This is a genomic window from Nocardia sp. BMG111209 (assembly GCF_000381925.1).
In the GTDB taxonomy this organism is placed as follows: domain Bacteria; phylum Actinomycetota; class Actinomycetes; order Mycobacteriales; family Mycobacteriaceae; genus Nocardia.
Genome location: NZ_KB907309.1, coordinates 1,403,238 through 1,422,215, shown reverse-complemented (window position 1 = coordinate 1,422,215; position 18,978 = coordinate 1,403,238). Strand labels below are relative to the sequence as shown.

Here is an 18,978-nt window from a genome sequence, read left to right as displayed (position 1 = left end):
CGACATTTCGCGCCTGAATTGTTACCTCGGCGCGGTTCGCGTCATGCCCGCCGTCACGCCAGGACGTCGTGCCGGACGATGGTCTGATCGCGGCCCGGGCCGACGCCGATGCAGGAGATCCGCGCGCCGGACAGCTCCTCCAGCCGCAGCACGTAGGCGCGGGCGGCGGCGGGCAGATCCTCGAAGGTCCGCGCCCCGGAGATGTCCTCCCACCAGCCCGGCATCTCCTCGTAGATCGGCTTGGCGTGGTGGAATTCGGTCTGCGTGGTCGGCATCTGCTCGACCCGCTCGCCGTCGATCTCGTAGGCGACGCAGATCGGCACCCGATCCAGACTCGACAGCACGTCCAGCTTGGTGAGGAAGTAGTCGGTGATGCCGTTGACCCGGGTGGCGTAGCGCGCGATGACCGCGTCGAACCAGCCGGTGCGGCGGGCGCGGCCGGTGGTGACGCCGACCTCGCCGCCGGTCTTGGCGAGATAGGTGCCCGACTCGTCGAACAGTTCGGTCGGGAACGGGCCGGAACCGACCCGGGTGGTGTACGCCTTCAGGATGCCGAGCACCGTGCCGATCCGGTTCGGGCCGATGCCCGAACCCACCGCGGCGCCGCCGGCGGTCGGATTCGAGGAGGTCACGTACGGGTAGGTGCCGTGGTCGACGTCGAGCAGGGTGCCCTGCGAACCCTCCAGCAGGATGGTCTCGTCGCGTTCCAGCGCCTGGTTGAGCAGCAGGCGGGTATCGCTGATCCGATGTGCGAAGCCCTCGGCCTTGGTCAGCACCTCGTCGACCACCTGCTGCGGATCCAGCGCGCGGCGGTTGTAGATCTTCACCAGCACCTGGTTCTTGAATTCCAGGGCGGCCTCGACCTTCTGGGTGAGGATCTTCTCGTCCAGCAGATCGGCGACCCGCACGCCCACGCGGGCCACCTTGTCCTGGTAGCAGGGACCGATACCGCGGCCGGTGGTGCCGATCTTCTTGTTGCCGAGGAAACGCTCGGTGACCTTATCAATGGCCACGTGATACGGCATGATCAGGTGCGCGTCCGCGGACAGCAGCAGTTTGCCGGTGTCGACGCCGCGCTGCTCCAGACCGGACAGTTCGGCCAGCAGCACACCCGGATCCACGACCACGCCGTTGCCGATGACATTGGTCACCGAGGGGGTGAGGATGCCGGAGGGGATCAGATGCAGCGCGAAATTGTCACCGTTGGGCAGCACCACCGTATGCCCGGCATTGTTGCCGCCCTGGTAGCGGACCACCCACTGGACCCGCCCGCCGAGCAGGTCGGTAGCCTTGCCCTTACCCTCGTCGCCCCATTGGGCGCCGATCAGGACGATTGCCGGCATGTGGAGTCTCCTACGGTTAGACGCGCAACATCGCGGATGTTGCAGCTACCTGCCGTTTCCGAGGCGGTGGCCGGGTGGACAGTCTAATGGATGGCCGAAACCGGCCCGGTCGTGCACCGCACAGCACCCGCCACGGGCCGAAAGGACACAGCCCGGCTCGTCGTTTCACAGCAGCGAATCCGGGACGTCGCGGCTATGGTGACTGCGAACGGCGGACCGCTCGGGGTCCGCCCGGCGCAGCGAGGGCGATGGTGTTGTCAGGTCCGTTGAGGATGGACGACCGGGTGCCGGTCGGCGATGGGACGTATCGCTGTTGAGTACTCACGTTCTCCGCTGCAACGGAGCTCCGGTGCCGATCACGCTGGCGCCATTACCGATCACGCAGACCTCCGCGATCCCGGACACCTCCGATCTCGACGAACTGCTGCCCATCCTCGGCGCGGACGGCAGCCAGCCCCGGTTGATCGTGCTCGGCGAGGACGCCGGACTGGCCGCGGTGCTCACGCATCTGCTGCGGCTGGAACGGCTGAGCCTCGAGATCGGCTACGTGCCGGTGGATCGCACCTACGGCTCCCGCGCGTATCAGACCGGCACCGGATCCGCGGCGGCCAAACGGGCGGTCGAGGGTAAGGCCGCGCCGACCCCGCTGATCCGCGACGACACCGGCACGGTCCTGGTCGGCCGGGCCGCGGTGACCGGCACCGGCGGTGCCAAACTGACCGGTGAGGCCTATGTCGACGACGTCCGGCTGTTCACCGGTAAGGTCGCGGCGCTGCACATCTCGCCCACCCTCGAACTGCCCGGCGTGCGGGCCGCGGTGCAGCGGGGATTCCGCAAGCGGCGCTGGATCGCCGGCCGCGCGGTGCAACTGGGCACACCCGGCGCCCTGGTGGTGCGGGACGGCATCGTCGCCGAACGAACCGTGCCACGCTCGGTGTTCTACCGGCACAATGAGCCGTGGCTGCTGGTTCGATGACGCGGCCGCCGCCGGTTCGATGAGTCACAGAGGGGGTCCGAGCAAGTGAGCAGTACTTTCGGGGCCAGGCGCGCCACGGGCGCGGTGCGGCCCAGTCCGATCTTCCTGCTGCTGGTGGCGCTGACCGCCGCCGGTGGCGTGGTCGCCTGGAATGCCGAACTGACCTCCAATCTGGCCAAGCTCGGCGTATTCGTCCTCGTGGTCTTCGGCTGGATCGTGAGCGTGTGCCTGCACGAGTTCGGGCACGCCTACACCGCGTGGCGGGCCGGCGACCGGGAAGTGGAGATGCGCGGGTACCTCACGCTGAACCCGTTGCGCTACAGCCATCCGCTGTTGTCGATCGGGCTGCCCATCCTGTTCATCGCCCTCGGCGGGTTCGCGCTGCCCGGCGGTGCGGTCTACCTGCAGTCCGGCAACTTCTCCGATCGCACCAAACGGCTGATCAGCGCGGCCGGGCCGGCCTCCAACGCGGTGCTGGCCGTGGTGCTGCTGGTGATCGTGCGGCTGTTCGGCTCCACCCACAGCCATCCGGCCTTCTGGTTCGGGCTCAGCTTCCTGGCCTTCCTGCAGGTGACCGCCACCCTGTTGAATCTGCTGCCGGTACCGGGCACCGACGGGTACGGGATCCTCGAACCGTCGCTGAGCTATCAGACCCGGCGATCGCTGGATCAGATCAAGCCGTACGGGTTGCTGCTGTTGCTGGCGATCCTGTGGATCCCGCAGCTGAACTCGGTGTTCTTCGGCATCGTGGACCACCTGTTCGAGCTGTCCGGGGTGCCGTCGCTGTGGGCCGCCTACGGCGACTACCTGGTCCGCTTCTGGCGCTGAGCCCGGTCCGCTTCCGGCGCCGAGCCGGATGTCTGTCCGCGCCGGGGTGGCCGCCGGACCGGTGCCCGCCGCCACACCCTGCGAATCGCTGCCCCGGGCCGGCCTGCCCCTCCCATGGCGTGGCGGCCCGGCGTCGGCGGATTCGCGCCTCCGGCCGACCTGGCGATCCACCACCGGTGCGAACTCCGTGACCGCGCCACCCCTCGTGGACGCGGTCACACCATGAACGGTATTGGGCCGGTACGCCGGTCACACGAGTAGCGCACTACCCGAAAAGTGGCCGGAATCAGTCCACGGGCTCCACGTACGGCCGGTTCACCGTCGGCGGCAGCAGCGCGAGCGCGGACAGCCGGCGCACCCCGCAGACCTGCATCAGATCCACCACGACCGAGCGGATCTGGGCGAACACCACGTGCGCGGACAGTCCCGCGTCGTCGATCAGATCCTTCGTGGCGCCCTTGGCGACCCGGCGCAGGATCCGGGTGGTCTCCGCGGCGTCCGGTTGTTCGCGCGGGCCCACCAGCATGAAACGACGGACCACATCGGTGGCCGCGCCGAGCTGCTCGACCTCGTCGACCAGTCGCGGGTTCAGGATCTCGTCGTCCAGGACCAGGCTGAGCGCGCGGCGCAACAGCACGCGGGTGTTGCGGACCGCGTTGTCGAGCGGGTCCGCGGTCGCGCGCAGGGCGTCGAGCCGGGTGCGAGCGTTCCAGTACAGCGGGGACACCCGGCTCAGCTCGCGACCGCCCTCCAGGATGCTGCGCAGGCTGTCGATCTGCGGCTGGGTGCCGCGCACCGAATCCAGGGCGGTACGGATCTTCTCCGGATCCTGTTCGTGCAGTCCGTCGGCGCAGCGGACCAGTGCGGCGCTCATCACGCCCAGGATGTCCGCGGCCTGGCGGCGGGCCCGGCGCACCGGATGCAGCGGGATGACCGCCACCACGACCACGCCGACCAGGCCACCGATCAGGGCGTCGATCATGCGCAGGCCGCTGCCGCCGGTGTGCGGCGGCATCAGCGTCGCGACCAGCACCGCCGAACCGGCCGCCTGCATCGGGATGATGGCGCCGCCGTCGAGGAAGATCGCGATCGACATGGCCACCGCGACCACCAGCGCGATCTGCCACGGTCCGGTCCCGACCCGGGAGATGAAGAAATCCCCGATGCCGATTCCGACGGTGACGCCGGCCACCAACTCCACCGACCGCCGCAACCGCGCGCCGAACGAGACGCCGATCGAGACGACGGCGGCGGTCGGCGCGAAGAACGGCTGGGGATGGCCGATCACCCGATGCGCGATGAACCAGGACAGCGCCGCACCGACCGCGCACTGCAGGATCGGCAGCGCCGACCGGCGCAGTCGCTGCCAGCCGTTGTGCAGACGCTGCCGACTCGTGTCACGGACAGCGTCGAACGAGGTTCCGTTGGTCAATTGCCGCTGGTACCGGCCGTCAGCTCAGGCCGAGTTCGGCGGCGGCGCGGGGATCGCAGTCCTCGAGCAGGTCGAGGCAGCGCGCGTACTCCTCGGTCTCGCCGATCGCGCGGGCGGCCTTGGCCAGCGCACCGACGCTGCGCAGGAAGCCGCGGTTGGGCTCGTGGCTCCACGGCACCGGGCCGAAACCCTTCCAGCCGTTGCGGCGCAGCAGATCCAGGCCGCGGTGGTAACCGGTCCGTGCGAAGGCGTAGGCGGCGACGGTATCGAGGCCGATCTCCGTCCCGGCGGCGTCGGCCCGGTCGAGGGCATCCTCGGCGAGCTGTGCCCAGGCCACGGAGGCGGCCGGATGCGCGGCCGCGACCTGCACCGGATCCTCTTTGCCGAGCAGCGCGTCCTCCGCATCGGAGATTTCGGGCAGTAGTACCGGTTGGGGTCCGAGCAGATCACCGAACGAGGTCATGCGCTTCATTGTGCACCGGCGCCCGAATTGCTCGTTAGGCTGACCGACGGTACATCCCTGTAGAACGATTGACCGCCGATGCCGAGCGAGGGGTAGCAAGTGTCCGACCTGAACGACGACCAGAAGCCGCAACCGGGTTCGGGTGCCGAGCAGCGTCCGTCCCGCACCCCGTCATCCGGCTCCGGTGACGCGCCCGAAACGGCGCAGACCCAGCGCATCGCCCGCGCGCCTGGCCCGAGCGCACCCACCGAACCGCTGGCGTCCCCGTCGGCGCGCACCCAGGTGTTCCGCCGCACACCGTCCGCCAAGACGGCGAAACCGGCCGCGGACCAGTCCGGCGCCGACGCGACCACCCCGGTGCCGACCGGCTCGGCCGGGGACCGGGCAGGGAAGTCCCCCGATCGGGGCAGTGGTGGCGCGGATCGGGCGGATGCGGCGAACTCGGGTGCTCGTGGTTCCGATGCATCGCGGCGGCCCAGTGGTGATGTCGACATGTTCGGGCGGTCGACCGATGCGTCCCGTCCTGCGGAAGGATCCGGTGGGGCCGGTTCCGGTGACGCGTCGAAGGGGTCGAGCGGTGGATCCGGTGACGCGGCCGCGGCGTCCGGCGGCTCGGCGGGAACGTCCAGTCGCTCGCCTGCATCCGGCGGTTCCGTTCCCGGGCGGTCCGACGCTCAGGGTGGCACATCGTCCCGGGTGCCCGGTCGATTCGGCTCGACAGAGGCGGCGTCCGGCTCGGCATCCGCTGCGGCCGGACAGTCCGGCGGAGGGCTCCGCGGTTCGGCAGCTTCGGGCGGGCGGCCCGATGGTGGGGGTCTCGGTGCGTCTGCGGCATCGGGCCGGTCATCCGGTAGTGCGGGGGACTCTGCGGTCAGCGGCAACGCCGCGAGCGGCCGTCCGGGTGGTTCCGCCGACAGTGTCTCCGGTAGGACGCCGGGTGGATCGGCAGCCGGTGGCGGCTCCCCCTCATCCGGGCGGCCGGGTGACGATTCCGGCAGCTCGGTGGACATGTTCGGCCGCCCTGCCGACGACAAGCGTGACACGGGGAATGCCCCGGACCGCCCTGCGGACAGATCCAGTTCGGTGAACATGTTCGGCCGCATGGTCGATGACAAGCGCGGTACGGAAGACACTGCGGGAGGCCCGGGGACCCCTTCCAGCAGCTCCGTGAGCATGTTCGGTCAGCCGGTTGACGACACCCGCGGCGCTGGTAATCAGTCGAGTGCGGCAGGCGGCTCCGGCGACGAGACTCGGAACTACGGCGCGAGCCGCCCCACATCCGGGCCGGGCCGCCCCGCTGACGACACTCGGGACACCGGCGCGAACCGCTCCCCCGGCAGACCGGGTGGCTCCGCAGACGACTCTCGAAACGTCGGCTCGAACCGTTCCCCGGGCGGATCGGGTAGTCCCGCCGACATCCGAAACACCGGCTCGGACCGCTCCCAGGGAGGACCGGGCAGTTCCACCGAGGACGCTCGGAGTACCGGCGCGAACCGCTCGACAGGTGGGCTGGGTAATCCCGCCGACGACACTCGAGGCACCGGCGCTACCCGCCCCCCGGGTGGGATGGGTGGTCCCGCTGATGACGCGCGGGGTACCGGCGCAACTCGCTCACCAGGCGGACCGGGCAGTCCTGCCGACGACACCCGAGACACCGGCACGAATCGCTCACCAGGCGGACCGGGTAATCCTGCCGACGACACCCGAGGCACCGGCGCTACTCGCCGCCAGAGTGGGCTGGGCAGCTTCGCTGACAGCGCTCGGAATATCGGCGCTACTCGCTCACCAGGCGGGCCGGGCAGTCCTGCCGATGACACTCGAGGTACCGGCGCGACTCGCTCGCCCGGCGGACCAGGGAGTGCCGCTGACGACAGTCGGGGTACCGGCGCGAACCGCTCGCCCGGCGGACCAGGGAGTGCCACTGACGACAGTCGGGGTACCGGCGCGAACCGCTCGCCCGGCGGACCGGGCAGTCCCGCCGACGACAGTCGGGGTACCGGCGCTACTCGCCGTCCGGGTGGGTTGGGTGGTCCTGCTGACGTCCGAAACGCCGGCTCGGACCGCTCGCCGGGCGGATCGGGCGACGACTCTCGGGGTTCCGGTGCGGATCGCCGTCCGGGTGGGCCCGGAGGCGTCGCTGACGACCCTCGAAATGTCGGCTCGAATCGCCCCCCCGGTGGGCCAGGTAGTTCGGTTGGCGACACTCGGAGCGCCGGTGGGCCGGGACGTCCCGCGGGCGATACGTCCCGAGACGCGGACAGGCAAGCCGGTGGTGGGGTGCCCGGGTCCGGCGGAACAGCGGGTGGTGCCGGTGCGGTATCTCGTGGTTCCACGCGGGCACCGGGTGGTCCGGCAGGCTCCGGTGGGACCGGGGCGGCTCCGGGTTCGGGTGCGCCGGGTGGACCGGGGAATGCGCAGGGCGGTGCTGCGGGTGGTTTCGGTCGCGGCGTGAATTCGCCGGGGCGGCCCGGTGGCGCGTCCAGTGGTTCCGGTGGTGGTTCGGCAGTTTCCGGTGGGGCGGCCGCGAGTGCTTCCGGTGGTTCCGCCGGGGCGCCGGGTGGGTCCGGTAGTTCGCAGGGGCCCAAGGGGTTCGGTGAATCGGGCCGGGGGCCGGGGAGCTCTGCCGCCGCGGGTTCCGGGAGTGCGCCGGGTGGGTCCGGGCGTGGGTCGGGTGACTCGCGAAATGTTCAGGGCAACAACGTATTCGGTAGCGGTTCCGCGGGAGCGGCGGGTGGGCCGGGCTCCGCGTCGGGTGGGGTCGTCGATCGGCCGGGTGTCGTCGCGCCGGGGAGCGGTGGTCCGGGTGGCCCGGCCCGGTCCGGCGGTCCGGGGCGGCCCGGGGCGCCGGGTGGATCCGGTGTGCCGGGCGGTATTCCGGGAGCGGCGGCCGACGGCGACGAAGAGACCGTGCGGTTCGGGAATTCGCCTGCGGGACAGGGCAAGCCGGGGACGCGGCCGGAACGGCCCGGTGCGGCAGGGCAATCGGGGGCGCCTGCGCAGGATCGGCCCGCGGCGCAGCAGGGGGCCGGGAACGTTGCCGGTGGAAGGTCCGGTGCGGGTTCGGGTTCCGGTTCGGGTACGGCGGAAGACGATGCGTCCGAGGCGAAGACGATGGCGATTCCCCGGGCCACCGTCGATGCGGTGCGGGCCGCGATGGAGCAGTCCTCGGTCGAGGATCCGAAGACCGTCGCGATTCCGAAGGTGTCCGACCCGTCCAACGACCGGACCACGATTCTGCCGGTGCAGCGCCCGGATCCGGGCGCCACGGAGAAGTTGCGTACCGGTCCGGCGGCCGGTACCGATCGGATCGTGTCGGCGCCCGGTGGCGCCGCGCCGGTCGGCAAGCCGCCGGTCACGCCGCGGCCGGGTGCGGGGCCGAAGAATGCGGGGCCGCAGGGTCCGTCGGCGCCCGCGCAGAATGCCGCGCCCCCGCGGCCGGGTATCGCGCCGTCGCCGGCCGATGCGCAGCCCACGGTCGCCGCGCCGCAGGTGGTGTCCCCGAAACCGGGCATCGGGCCCCGGCCGATGGCGGCGCCGCAGCAGGTACCGCCGGCCGCCGCGGCCACGGGAACCACCGGTGGGCTCCGGCGTCCGCTGATCCTCGGCGCGGCGGCGGTGGTCGCGGTGCTGGTGGTACTCGGCGTGGTCATCGGGGTGGTGCAGCACGCCACCAGCAATTCGCCGGAAGCGCAGGTGCGCAAGGCCATCGGGTCCTACACCTCGGCGCTGTCGGACGGTGATCTCGGCAAGTTGCGCGATACGACCTGCGGTCCGCTGCACGACTTCTACCAGAACATCGCGGCCGATCAGTTCGACGGCGTGCACAAACTGTCGGCCGATCAGAAGAAGATCCCGAAGGTGTCGAGTATCGAATCCGTCCAGATCACCGGGGACAAGGCGGTCGCGCAGGCGGGCGTCTACACCGATGCCGCGCCGGACAAGCCGGTCGCGCGCACCTTCGATCTGCAGCACCTCGACGGCAACTGGAAGGTCTGCGATCCGCCCGCTAACCGCTGACGACGCGCCGCGGTGACGCACCGGAGCCACCGCGGCAAGGCACGCCGATATCGGGGATTCGCGGCATTTTCCTGCGTGTCGTACGCGTGTTACGGCGTCATTGTGACATTGTCGCCGCGTCGCGCGATGAACATCACAGACAACTGGAAGCCAGTCCACAGACGCCGTAGCATTGCCCGGATTCTGGCGTGCGGTTGCGTCAGATTATGCGAATCGGAATCAGGAGCACAGGACCATGCCCGAGTCGGCGTCCGACGCACCGGTTGCCACGGAACTGGCCGGTCGGCACTACCGAGTCAGCGACCACTACGACATCGGGCGGGAGAAGGTCCGGGAGTTCGCGCGCGCGGTGCGCAACAGTCATCCCGCCCACCGATACGAGACCGATGCCGGCAAGCTCGGCTACGACACCCTCGTCGCCCCGCCGACCTTCTCGTCGGTGATCGGCATGACCACCACCAAGGCCCTGCTCAACACGGTGCTCTCGCACTACGACCTGTCGCAGATCCTGCAGACCGATCAGGTCTTCGAACTGCACCGGCCGCTGCTGGCCGGGGATCGGGTGGACTGCGAGACGGAGATCGAGTCGATCCGGCGGGTGCGCGGCAACGACTTCGTCGCGGTCCGCGCCACCATGATCGACCAGCACGGCGAGGTGGTGCAGACCGGCGTCGCGACCATCGTGGTCCGGCTCGGCGAGCAGGTCGACCCCGATATCGTGCGGCTGGTCGAGGATGTGGTGATGCGCGACACCGAGGCCGAGTGCGCGACCCCGACCCTGTCGGATCTGCCGCTCGAGCAGGCGCACGTCGCGCCGGATCTGGCCGTGAGCCGTAGCGCGCTGACCGTGCACACGCTGCCGAAGTTCGAGGATCTCACCGTCGGCGCGGAACTGCCCGCGGCCAGCATCCGCCTCTCCCGCGGCGATCTGGTGAACTACGCGGGCGTCTCGGGCGACACCAATCCGATCCACTTCAGCGACCGGGCCGCCGAACTGGCCGGGCTGCCGACGGTCGTGGCGCACGGCCTGCTCACCATGGGCCTGGGTGCGGACTTCCTGACCGAGTGGCTCGGCGATCCGACCGCGATCGAGAGCTACAGCGTGCGGTTCGCGGGCTACGTGCCGGTGTACCCGTTCGAGACCACCGCGGTCGACTTCACCGGCAGGATCAAGTCGCTGGACCCGGAGCGCCGGACCGCGACCGTCCTGATGGGCGCCACCTCGGCCGGGAAGAAGCTGTTCGGCCGGGCCATCGCGCAGGTGCAGCTCAGCTGAGGGTCACCACGCCGCGCTCAGGTCGGCGTGCTGACGGATCCAGCCGTGCATCGCGATACCCGCGGCGACGCCCGCGTTGATGCTGCGGGTCGAGCCGAACTGCGCGATGGACACCGTCATCGTGGCGGCGTCCCGCGCGGCGTCGGTGACCCCGGGGCCTTCCTGACCGAACAGCAGCAGGCAGTCCCGGGGTAGTACGGCCGTCTCCAGCGGCACCGAACCGGGCACGTTGTCCACCGCGACCACGGTCAGCCCCGCGGCCGCCGCGAATTCCAGCAGTTCGCCGACCGACGCGTGGTGCATCAGGTGCTGGTAGCGGTCGGTCACCATGGCACCCCGGCGATTCCAGCGGCGCCGGCCCACGATGTGCACCGCGGCCGCGGCGAACGCGTTGGCGGTGCGGACCACGGTCCCGATATTGGCGTCGTGCCCGAAATTCTCGATGGCGACGTGGAACGGGTGCCGGCGGCGGTCGATATCCGCGACGATCTCCTCGCGACGCCAGTACCGGTAGGCGTCCACCACGTTGCGCCGATCACCGTGGGCGAGCAGTTCCGGATCCAGCCGCGGATCGTCGGGCGCCGACGTCCCGAATTCGGTCACCCACGGCCCGACGCCGTGCGGATGTTCCCCCCACTCGGTGGGGCCCGGAACCGATTCGTCCGCCGCGGGGCCGGAGAGTCGCTCGTCGTCGGATGGCGGGGCCTGGTTCACCAGCGTCATCGTAGTGGCCGCCGACCGGGGGTCCGTACGGGCCGATGCCGCCCGGGAACGGGTCCGCCGGACCTATCCTGGAGTTGTCGCAGCGGTGGTGGAGGTCGGATGGACCACGCACGCATTCTTCGCACCGTGCTCGGCGTGACCGCCGGGTACCTGATGATCCTCGGTCTGTGGCTGGGCTGGGTCGTGCGGCACACCCCGCCGGGGACGCTGCCGTATCAGATCATGGCGCTGGTGGGCGCGTTCGGCTCGTGTGTGGGCCTCGGGATGTTGTGGGCCCAGGTGCCCTCGCGGGCGGACCGGCGGCTGCGGCGGCACGGGCTGGAGGGCTGGGCGACGGTGGCGGGCGTGCATCCGCTCACCCGCACCGACCACCACACCGAACTCACCCAGCTCGATCTGGAGCTGACCGTACCGGGCTCCGAAAGTTACCGCGGCACGATCGTTTTCGATGTCGCGCCGATCGACCAGCCGAAAATCGCTGTCGGCGAGACGATTTCGATTCGGGTGGACCCGGCGGACCGGGACCGGATCATGTTGTGCCTGTGAGTGATCCGGCCACCGGCCCGCTCAGACGGTGAAGCTCGGCTCCGCCGGAGCCGGCGGCAGGGTGACCACCTGACCGGCGTAGCTCAGCCCGGCGCCGAAGCCGAGCAGCAGCGCCAGCTGGCCGCCCTTCGCCTTACCGGTCACGAGCATCTCCTCGATGGCCAGCGGAATCGAGGCCGCGGAGGTGTTACCCGTGTTCTCGATGTCGTTGGCCATGGGGATCTCCTCGGCCAGGCCCAGATTCTTCTTCATCAACTCGTTGATGCGGGCGTTGGCCTGGTGCGGCACGAAGACCTCGATGTCCTCCTTGGCCACCCCGGACAGATCCAGCGCGGTGGACAGCGCGCGCGGCAGCGTCACCGCCGCCCAGCGGAACACCGACTGGCCCGCCATCCGCAGCGACATCCGGCCGATCCGCTCCACACCCGGATCGGTGCCCTGCAGGCGCTGCGCCCGGTGCATGTACTCCAGGAAGTCGACGTCCTGCATGATCGAACCGGCGTGCTCGCCGTCGCTGCCCCACACCGTCGGGGAGATGCCGTTGTCCTCGCTGGGCCCGACCACCACCGCACCGGCGCCGTCGCCGAAGATCATCGCGGTGCCCCGGTCGGTCGGGTCGAGGCCGACCGTCATGGTCTCCGCGCCGATCACCAGCACGTACTCCGAGGAGCCGGCGCGGATGAGGTCGGCCGCGACACCGAGGCCGTAGCCGAATCCGCCGCAGCCGGAGGTCAGGTCGAAGGCGGGAATGCCGTTGATACCCAGATCGAAAGCCACGGTGGGCGCCCCGTGCGGGGTCAGGGTCAGCCAGCTGGAGGTGGCCAGGATCAGCGTGCCGATCTTCGACCGATCGATACCGCTGTTGACGATCGCCCGCTCGCCGGCGGCGACCGCCATCGAGCGCAGCGTCTCGTCGCCGCTGATCCAGCGCCGGTTCCGGATACCGGTGCGCTCGAAGATCCACTCCGGTGACGAGTCCAGAACCTCGCACACCTCGGCATTGCTCACGATCCGTCGTGGCCGATAGGCGCCGATGCCCAGCATCGCGACGTTCGCGCGACCCTCGTTGATTGCAATGCTCACCACGGGCGACTCACACGACCCTTCACCGTTACTCGCAGTTCTCGAAATCGGACTCCAGGCTAACCCACCGGACGGTCATCCCAATGCCAGATCCTTCAGGCCGAGGATGGACCGGTACTCGAGCCCCTCGGCGGCGATCACCCGGTCGGCGCCGGTCTCCCGGTCGACCACGGTCGCGACGCCCACCACCGTAGCGCCGGCCTCCCGCAACGCCCGCACCGCGGTGAGCGGCGAGTTGCCGGTCGTGGTGGTGTCCTCCACCACCAGCACCCGTTTGCCCACGATGTCCGGGCCCTCGATCTGCCGTTGCATGCCATGGGTCTTGGCGGCCTTGCGCACCACGAACGCGTCCAGCGGGCGGCCCGGCGTGTGCAGCATCGCCAGCGCCACCGGATCCGCTCCCATCGTCAGGCCGCCGACGGCGTCGAACTCCCAGTCGGCGACCAGCTCGCGTAGCAGTGCGCCGATCAACGGCCCGGCCTGATGATGCAGGGTGGCCCGGCGTAGGTCGACGTAGTAGTCGGCCTCCTTGCCGGACGACAGCGTCACCCGGCCGTGCACCACGGCGAGCTCGCGCACGAGCTCGGCCAATCTGTCCCGATCGGCGGTCGATTCGATCATCTTTACCGGTTACGTCCTTCCGCGTGCGTTGAACAAGCCTCGATTCAGGCGGCCCACCACCGGGCGCGGAATCATACCGGCGACCGTGGTGAGCAGCTTGTACTGCGCCCCGGGCACGCTGATCACCCGGTCCTTGTCCAGATCGTGCAGGGAGCCGGCCACGACCCGGTCGACGTCCAGCCACATCCGTTTCGGCAGCGATTGCATCGCGATGCCGGCCCGCTCGTGGAATTCGGTGCGTACGAAACCGGGGCACAGTGCCTGCACCCGAACACCGGTTCCGACCAGTCCCCCGGCCAGTCCCTCGGTAAAGGATATGACGTACGCCTTCGAGGCCGAATACGTCGATCCGCGACCGGGCACCAGACCGGCCACACTGGCCACGTTGACCACGGTGCCCCGGGCCGCCGCGATCATCGGCGGCAGCGCGGCGCGGGTCAGCCGGAGCACCGCGGTGACGTTGACGTCCAGCTGCGCCTGCAGGCGGTCCGGGTCGACGCTCCAGAATTCGCCGTCGAGCCCGAATCCGGCGTTGTTCACCAGGAATTGGACGCCGGCGCCGGCTCGTTCGGCCACCCGGTCGCGGTCGGCGGCGACGGCCAGATCGGCGGGCAGCACCTCGGATCGGGTGCCGAACCGGGTGCGCACCTCGTCGGCGAGGGCCTGTAATCGGGGCTCGTCGCGGGCGACCAGCACCAGGTCGTAGCCGAGCGCGGCCAGCCGCACGGCGTAGCCCCGGCCGATACCGGAGGTGGGTCCGGTGACCAGGGCTACGGGGCGGGTCGCGCCGGGCAGGCGGACGACCTCGTCGGCGCCCGGCGAATCGGAGGAATCGGTCATGCTCGGATCCTTTCGCGCACGACCGGGATGTCGCATGGTCGTGGCGCGCTGCCGCCTCCGCGCCCGCCGGTCGTGCGGGTCGTCATCCCGTACCCGTCAGCGGGGTGCGGGGCCTTGATAGGGCCGGAACCCGGGATGGAACGGACCACCCGGGCGTTCGGACGAATCCAACTCGTCCTCGTCGCCGGATCGAGCCGGCTCGGCGTCCCCGGGCCGGTCCTCGTCGGCGGACCAGGTGCGCCGGACCCGATCGCGCGGATCCGGGACGATGGCCAGCGCCGGCCGACGCGACGGCCGCGCCTCGGATTCGCCCGCGATGTCGTCGAGCAGCGGGGCGTAGTCGCCGTCGCGGTCGAACCGAGCGGCCGGTTCGGCGTCGTCCCGGTCGTCGTACTCGTCGCGCTCGAACTCGTCGTCCTCGGCGGCGTAGCGAACGGACTCGCGGGGATCGGATTCGTAGTCGTCGCCGTCGAAGTCGTCGCGCTCGTAATCGTCGCGGTCGAAGTCGTCACGGTCGTCCGAGTCGTAGTCCTCTTCCTCGGGCGATCGGCCGCGATCCACCACCGGCGGCAGCACGTGCAGCAGGCCGGACAGGCGCAGCACCGCGTCGATGGCGGTCTCCCAATCGCGCGGGCCGCTGCCGACCGGCAGCATGCCCAGCGTCCAGTTGCCCTCACTCCACAACTGCTGCACGGTATCCGGCAGACTCTCGATGAATGCGACCATGCGCTGATCGACCGCGTGCCGGGCGACATCCGGGTTGGTGGCGAACACCACCCGGTCGCCGATCGCGCCGAGCAACTCCAGATCGTGGTCCTTCGGCGGAGCCGCCGTCTTGGAGCGCAGGTCGATATCGATGTCCGACCCGATCTGCCGCCGCACCGCGACCATGGTCGCGGAATCCTCCAGATCGAACAGGACGAACTTCTCGCCCTTGCGATTTCCGGAGACCACGTCCACCGCGGACAGATAGCCGAGTTTCGTCATCGCCCCGCGGTGCCAGTTCGCCGCCAGCGAGGGTTCGACCGACACATACGTATAGCCTTGGGATTTCGCCCAGACCTGCCGTACATGACCGGTCCGCTGCCGCTGGACCCGGTCGAAATACAGCAGCACGATCGCACCCACGAGTGCGACCGCCGCGAGCCCGAACCAGATTGCTGCCGTCATCGTCCGCAAGTCTAGTTCCCCACCCGTGACGGTGTTGATGGCGACCGCTTCCGACGGCGTGTTCTGGTGTCGCGCACATCCACCGCTGTCTCGGAACACAACGCCGATCATTCGGTTGTCCCGGACCGGAGCGCAGCGGACGCCGATTACCTGGCCAGGGCGGCGCCGATGATCAGTTTGGCCTGGATGGTGCCGTCGGGAGACTTGTCGCCCTGGACCACGACCATGTCGCCGGCGTGCAGGTCGGTGAGTTTGCCGCCGCCGAGGGCGATCACCTGGGTCTTGTCGTCGGTGTGCACGGTGACCATCGCGCCGCCGAGGGATTGCAGGGTGAGGGTGGCGCCGTCGTTGGTATCGATCGTGCCCATCGTGGCGCCGAGGCTGTCCAGGTCGCCGCCGAGTCCGGGTAGCGGGGGCAGGCCGGGTAGCGGTTCGCCGGAGGTACCGGGTAGCGGCTCGGCGGTGGGTACCTGGTGGGTGGTTCCGCCGGAGGCGCTGGGGGTGGAATTGTCCCGGCCGGCCAGTAGCAGGCCGGCGGCGATGCCGCCCAGTACCACCAGGACGAACACCGCCAGGCCGATACCGAACCACAGGCCGGTGCGGCGCTTGCGGGGGTGGCGCAGGAGGCCGGTGGGGCCGTAGGGGCCGGGGTGCTGCGGATCCCCCTGCCACGGTTGGCCGTAGGCGTAGGGATCCTGGCCGTATTGCGGCGGGGTGGTGTATTCGGTTGTGCCCCATTGGTTGTCGTAGTGGGGCAGTTCCCGGGTCGCGCCGGGCCCGGGGGGCTCGTCGAAATACCGGTAGGACGTCGTCGGATCCGAACCCTGGCCGTAGGCCGCCGCGAACTCCGACGTGTGCAGCTCGCGCGGCCGGGACGACTCCGGCGCCCCGACCCGTTCGGTCGGGGCGCCGGAGGAATCCGGCCGCTGCCACGGATCACGCGGACTGGTCATGCCACCCAGCGTAAGCGCACCGCGCGCGGTGACGGTCCGGGTCGGCGCAACCGTGGCCCGTTCGCGGCCGGATCAGGCGCGTCCGACCAGCAGTCCGTCGCCGTCGGGGGTGACATTGACCTTCACCACATCCCCGTCGGTGACCTCGCCGGCCAGCAGTTCCTTCGCCAGCGAATCGCCGATCGCCTGCTGGATCAGACGGCGCAACGGCCGGGCCCCGTAGACGGGGTCGTATCCACGGACCGCCAGCCAGAACCGCGCCGCGTCGGTAACATCCAGCTTCAGCCGGCGCTGGGACAGCCGCTTCTGCAACTGCGCCAGCTGGATGTCGACGATGTGTTCCAGCTGTTCCTCGTTCAGCAGGTGGAACATGACCACATCGTCGAGGCGGTTGAGGAATTCCGGCTTGAAGGCCGAGCGGACCGCGTTGAGCACATGCTCCTTGTCACCACCGGCGCCCAGGTTGGACGTCAGGATGAGGATCGCGTTGCGGAAGTCGACCGTGCGGCCCTGGCCGTCGGTCAACCGGCCCTCGTCGAGCACCTGCAGCAGGATGTCGAACACGTCCGGGTGCGCCTTCTCGATCTCGTCGAACAGCACCACCGTGTACGGCCGCCGCCGCACCGCCTCGGTCAGCTGACCGCCCTGGTCGTAGCCGACATATCCGGGCGGGGCGCCGACCAGGCGGGCCACCGAATGCTTCTCGGAGTACTCGCTCATATCGATCCGGATCATCGCCCGCTCGTCGTCGAACAGGAAGTCCGCCAACGCCTTCGCGAGTTCGGTCTTACCGACGCCGGTGGGGCCGACGAACATGAACGAGCCGGTGGGCCGGTTCGGATCGGCGACGCCCGCGCGGGCCCGGCGGACCGCGTCGGAGACGGCGGTGACCGCCTCGGTCTGGCCGACCACGCGCTTGCCGAGTTCCTCCTCCATACGCAGCAGTTTGCGGGTCTCACCCTCGAGCATCCGGCCGACCGGGATGCCGGTCCACGCCGCCACCACCTCGGCGATGTCGTTGGGGCCGACCTCCTCCTGCAGCATCATCTCGGCGTCGGCGGAACCACCGGCGGTACCGGCCTTCCGCTCGGCCTCGGCCAACTGCTTCTCCAGCTGCGGGATGCGGCCGTAGCGTAATTCGGCGGCCTTGCCCAGATCGCCGTCGCGCTCGGCGCGTTCGGATTCGCCCTTCAGCGCCTCCAGTTGCTCCTTGATACCGCGCACCGCGTCGATGGCCTGCTTCTCGTTCTGCCAGCGGGCCATCAGCTGGTTCAGCTTCTCGCGATCGTCGGCCAGTTCCTGGCGCAACTTCTCGAGCCGCTGTTTGGAGGCCGCGTCGGTCTCCTTCTCGAGGGCCATCTCCTCGATCTCCAGGCGCCGCACCGCGCGTTCGACCTGGTCGATCTCGACCGGACGGGAGTCGATCTCCATGCGCAGCCGCGAGGCGGACTCGTCGACGAGGTCGATGGCCTTGTCCGGCAGGAATCGCGAGGTGATGTAGCGGTCGGACAGCGTGGCCGCCGCCACCAGCGCGGAGTCGGTGATCCGGACGCCGTGGTGCACCTCGTAGCGCTCCTTGAGGCCGCGCAGGATGCCGATGGTGTCCTCCACCGACGGCTCGCCGACCAGCACCTGCTGGAACCGCCGCTCCAGCGCCGGATCCTTCTCGATGTGCTGCCGGTACTCGTCCAGCGTGGTCGCGCCGACCAGGCGTAGCTCGCCACGGGCCAGCATCGGCTTGATCATGTTGCCCGCGTCCATCGCGGATTCGCCGGTGGCGCCGGCGCCGACGATGGTGTGCAACTCGTCGATGAAGGTGACGATCTGCCCGGCGCTGGACTTGATCTCCTCCAGCACCGCCTTCAGCCGCTCCTCGAATTCGCCGCGGTACTTCGCACCGGCGACCATCGCGCCGAGATCCAGCGAGATCAGGCGCTTGCCGCGCAGCGATTCCGGCACATCGCCCGCGATGATGCGCTGGGCCAGGCCCTCCACGATGGCGGTCTTGCCGACACCGGGCTCGCCGATCAGCACCGGATTGTTCTTGGTGCGCCGGGACAGCACCTGCACCACGCGCCGGATCTCGGTGTCGCGGCCGATGACCGGATCGAGTTTGCCCTCGCGGGCGGCCTCGGTGAGATCGGTGGAGTACTTCTCCAGCGCCTGGTAGCTGCCCTCCGGATCCGGCGAGGTGACGCGGGCATTGCCGCGCACGGTGGTGAACGCCTCGCGCAGCGCGTCGGCGGTGGCGCCGTACTTCAGCAGCAACTGGGAGACGTCGGAGTCGCCGGCGGCCAGGCCGACCACCAGATGTTCGGTGGAGACGTAGTCGTCACCGAGTTCGGTGGCCAGTCGCTGCGCGGCCGTGACCGCGGCCAGCGATTCGCGGCCGAGTTGCGGGGCGGTGGTGGCGCCGCTGGCGCGGGGCAGCCGTTCCACGATGTCCTGGGCCTCGCGGCGCACCGTTGCCGGATCCACCGCGACGGCCTTCAACAGGGGGGCGGCGATGCCGTCGGTCTGATCCAGCAACGCCACCAGCAAGTGCGCCGGCCGGATCTCCGGATTGCCGGCCGCCGAGGCGGCCTGCAATGCGGCGGTCAACGCCGCCTGGGTCTTGGTGGTGGGATTGAACGAGTCCACGGGCACCTTCCTGTGAGTGATGAGACTTCAGGTTCTGGACAGTTCAACGCGCGACTAGTTGAGTCTG

Annotated in this window: 15 protein-coding genes; 5 read left to right on the top strand and 10 right to left on the bottom strand. The window is 69.9% G+C overall.

What is annotated here, in order from left to right:
• Positions 1-53: 53 nt before the first annotated feature.
• Positions 54-1,343, bottom strand: coding sequence for an adenylosuccinate synthase (locus G361_RS0137610; RefSeq protein WP_019932314.1), 1,290 nt, complete (start codon positions 1,341-1,343; stop codon positions 54-56).
• Between the two features lie 349 nt (positions 1,344-1,692).
• On the opposite strand from G361_RS0137610, the gene G361_RS0137605 reads away from it, so the two are divergent.
• The gene (locus tag G361_RS0137605; protein ID WP_019932313.1) at positions 1,693-2,319 is read left to right on the top strand and encodes a hypothetical protein; all 627 of its coding nucleotides are present in this window, start codon (positions 1,693-1,695) and stop codon (positions 2,317-2,319) included.
• Between the two features lie 45 nt (positions 2,320-2,364).
• Positions 2,365-3,147 carry a site-2 protease family protein gene (locus G361_RS0137600; protein ID WP_026343988.1) on the top strand — a complete coding sequence of 261 codons (783 nt, stop codon included), beginning with the start codon at positions 2,365-2,367 and terminating at the stop codon, positions 3,145-3,147.
• Positions 3,148-3,433: 286 nt separating this feature from the next.
• Here the strand turns inward: G361_RS0137600 and G361_RS0137595 are convergent, their stop codons facing one another.
• Complete coding sequence (locus G361_RS0137595; protein WP_019932311.1) at positions 3,434-4,579, bottom strand: FUSC family protein; 1,146 nt, start codon at positions 4,577-4,579, stop codon at positions 3,434-3,436.
• A 19-nt stretch (positions 4,580-4,598) separates the two neighbouring features.
• Entirely contained in the window at positions 4,599-5,042 is a 444-nt protein-coding gene (locus G361_RS0137590; RefSeq protein ID WP_026343987.1) for a DUF3151 domain-containing protein, read from the bottom strand.
• A 3,111-nt stretch (positions 5,043-8,153) separates the two neighbouring features.
• Here G361_RS0137590 and G361_RS0137575 point away from each other — a divergent pair.
• Together G361_RS0137575 and G361_RS0137570 are read left to right on the top strand one after the other, a co-directional pair.
• A complete protein-coding gene (locus tag G361_RS0137575; protein ID WP_019932307.1) occupies positions 8,154-9,059 on the top strand; it encodes a hypothetical protein in 906 nt (301 codons plus the stop codon).
• A 235-nt stretch (positions 9,060-9,294) separates the two neighbouring features.
• Complete coding sequence (locus tag G361_RS0137570; RefSeq protein ID WP_019932306.1) at positions 9,295-10,335, top strand: fused (3R)-hydroxyacyl-ACP dehydratase subunits HadA/HadB; 1,041 nt, start codon at positions 9,295-9,297, stop codon at positions 10,333-10,335.
• A 3-nt stretch (positions 10,336-10,338) separates the two neighbouring features.
• Here the strand turns inward: G361_RS0137570 and G361_RS0137565 are convergent, their stop codons facing one another.
• Positions 10,339-11,058: a TrmH family RNA methyltransferase gene (locus G361_RS0137565; protein WP_019932305.1), complete on the bottom strand. Its 720-nt coding sequence runs from the start codon at positions 11,056-11,058 to the stop codon at positions 10,339-10,341.
• 99 nt (positions 11,059-11,157) lie between these two features.
• Between G361_RS0137565 and G361_RS0137560 the strand changes: the two genes are divergently transcribed.
• Positions 11,158-11,604: a hypothetical protein gene (locus G361_RS0137560; protein WP_019932304.1), complete on the top strand. Its 447-nt coding sequence runs from the start codon at positions 11,158-11,160 to the stop codon at positions 11,602-11,604.
• A gap of 21 nt (positions 11,605-11,625) precedes the next feature.
• Here the strand turns inward: G361_RS0137560 and G361_RS0137555 are convergent, their stop codons facing one another.
• From G361_RS0137555 to clpB, 6 genes are all read right to left on the bottom strand, one after another.
• A complete protein-coding gene (locus G361_RS0137555) occupies positions 11,626-12,690 on the bottom strand; it encodes a beta-ketoacyl-ACP synthase 3 (RefSeq protein ID WP_019932303.1) in 1,065 nt (354 codons plus the stop codon).
• Between the two features lie 72 nt (positions 12,691-12,762).
• A complete protein-coding gene (pyrE, locus tag G361_RS0137550; RefSeq protein ID WP_019932302.1) occupies positions 12,763-13,308 on the bottom strand; it encodes an orotate phosphoribosyltransferase in 546 nt (181 codons plus the stop codon).
• 9 nt (positions 13,309-13,317) lie between these two features.
• Positions 13,318-14,148 carry an SDR family oxidoreductase gene (locus tag G361_RS0137545; RefSeq protein ID WP_019932301.1) on the bottom strand — a complete coding sequence of 277 codons (831 nt, stop codon included), beginning with the start codon at positions 14,146-14,148 and terminating at the stop codon, positions 13,318-13,320.
• Between the two features lie 96 nt (positions 14,149-14,244).
• Positions 14,245-15,318 carry a hypothetical protein gene (locus G361_RS0137540; RefSeq protein ID WP_231387208.1) on the bottom strand — a complete coding sequence of 358 codons (1,074 nt, stop codon included), beginning with the start codon at positions 15,316-15,318 and terminating at the stop codon, positions 14,245-14,247.
• 146 nt (positions 15,319-15,464) lie between these two features.
• The gene (locus G361_RS0137535) at positions 15,465-16,271 is read right to left on the bottom strand and encodes a DUF5666 domain-containing protein (RefSeq protein ID WP_019932299.1); all 807 of its coding nucleotides are present in this window, start codon (positions 16,269-16,271) and stop codon (positions 15,465-15,467) included.
• Positions 16,272-16,343: 72 nt separating this feature from the next.
• Positions 16,344-18,911, bottom strand: coding sequence for an ATP-dependent chaperone ClpB (gene clpB, locus G361_RS0137530; RefSeq protein ID WP_019932298.1), 2,568 nt, complete (start codon positions 18,909-18,911; stop codon positions 16,344-16,346).
• Positions 18,912-18,978 lie beyond the last annotated feature (67 nt).

What these genes read in the sequence shown, in the direction of transcription:
- G361_RS0137575 (WP_019932307.1), top strand. Translation starts at nt 8,154, where the DNA reads ATGGCGATTCCCCGGGCCACCGTCGATGCGGTGCGGGCCGCGATGGAG.
- pyrE (WP_019932302.1), bottom strand. Translation starts at nt 13,308, where the DNA reads ATGATCGAATCGACCGCCGATCGGGACAGATTGGCCGAGCTCGTGCGC.
- G361_RS0137535 (WP_019932299.1), bottom strand. Translation starts at nt 16,271, where the DNA reads ATGACCAGTCCGCGTGATCCGTGGCAGCGGCCGGATTCCTCCGGCGCC.
- G361_RS0137590 (WP_026343987.1), bottom strand. Translation starts at nt 5,042, where the DNA reads ATGACCTCGTTCGGTGATCTGCTCGGACCCCAACCGGTACTACTGCCC.
- G361_RS0137545 (WP_019932301.1), bottom strand. Translation starts at nt 14,148, where the DNA reads ATGACCGATTCCTCCGATTCGCCGGGCGCCGACGAGGTCGTCCGCCTG.
- G361_RS0137540 (WP_231387208.1), bottom strand. Translation starts at nt 15,318, where the DNA reads ATGACGGCAGCAATCTGGTTCGGGCTCGCGGCGGTCGCACTCGTGGGT.
- G361_RS0137610 (WP_019932314.1), bottom strand. Translation starts at nt 1,343, where the DNA reads ATGCCGGCAATCGTCCTGATCGGCGCCCAATGGGGCGACGAGGGTAAG.
- G361_RS0137560 (WP_019932304.1), top strand. Translation starts at nt 11,158, where the DNA reads ATGGACCACGCACGCATTCTTCGCACCGTGCTCGGCGTGACCGCCGGG.
- G361_RS0137565 (WP_019932305.1), bottom strand. Translation starts at nt 11,058, where the DNA reads ATGACGCTGGTGAACCAGGCCCCGCCATCCGACGACGAGCGACTCTCC.
- G361_RS0137570 (WP_019932306.1), top strand. Translation starts at nt 9,295, where the DNA reads ATGCCCGAGTCGGCGTCCGACGCACCGGTTGCCACGGAACTGGCCGGT.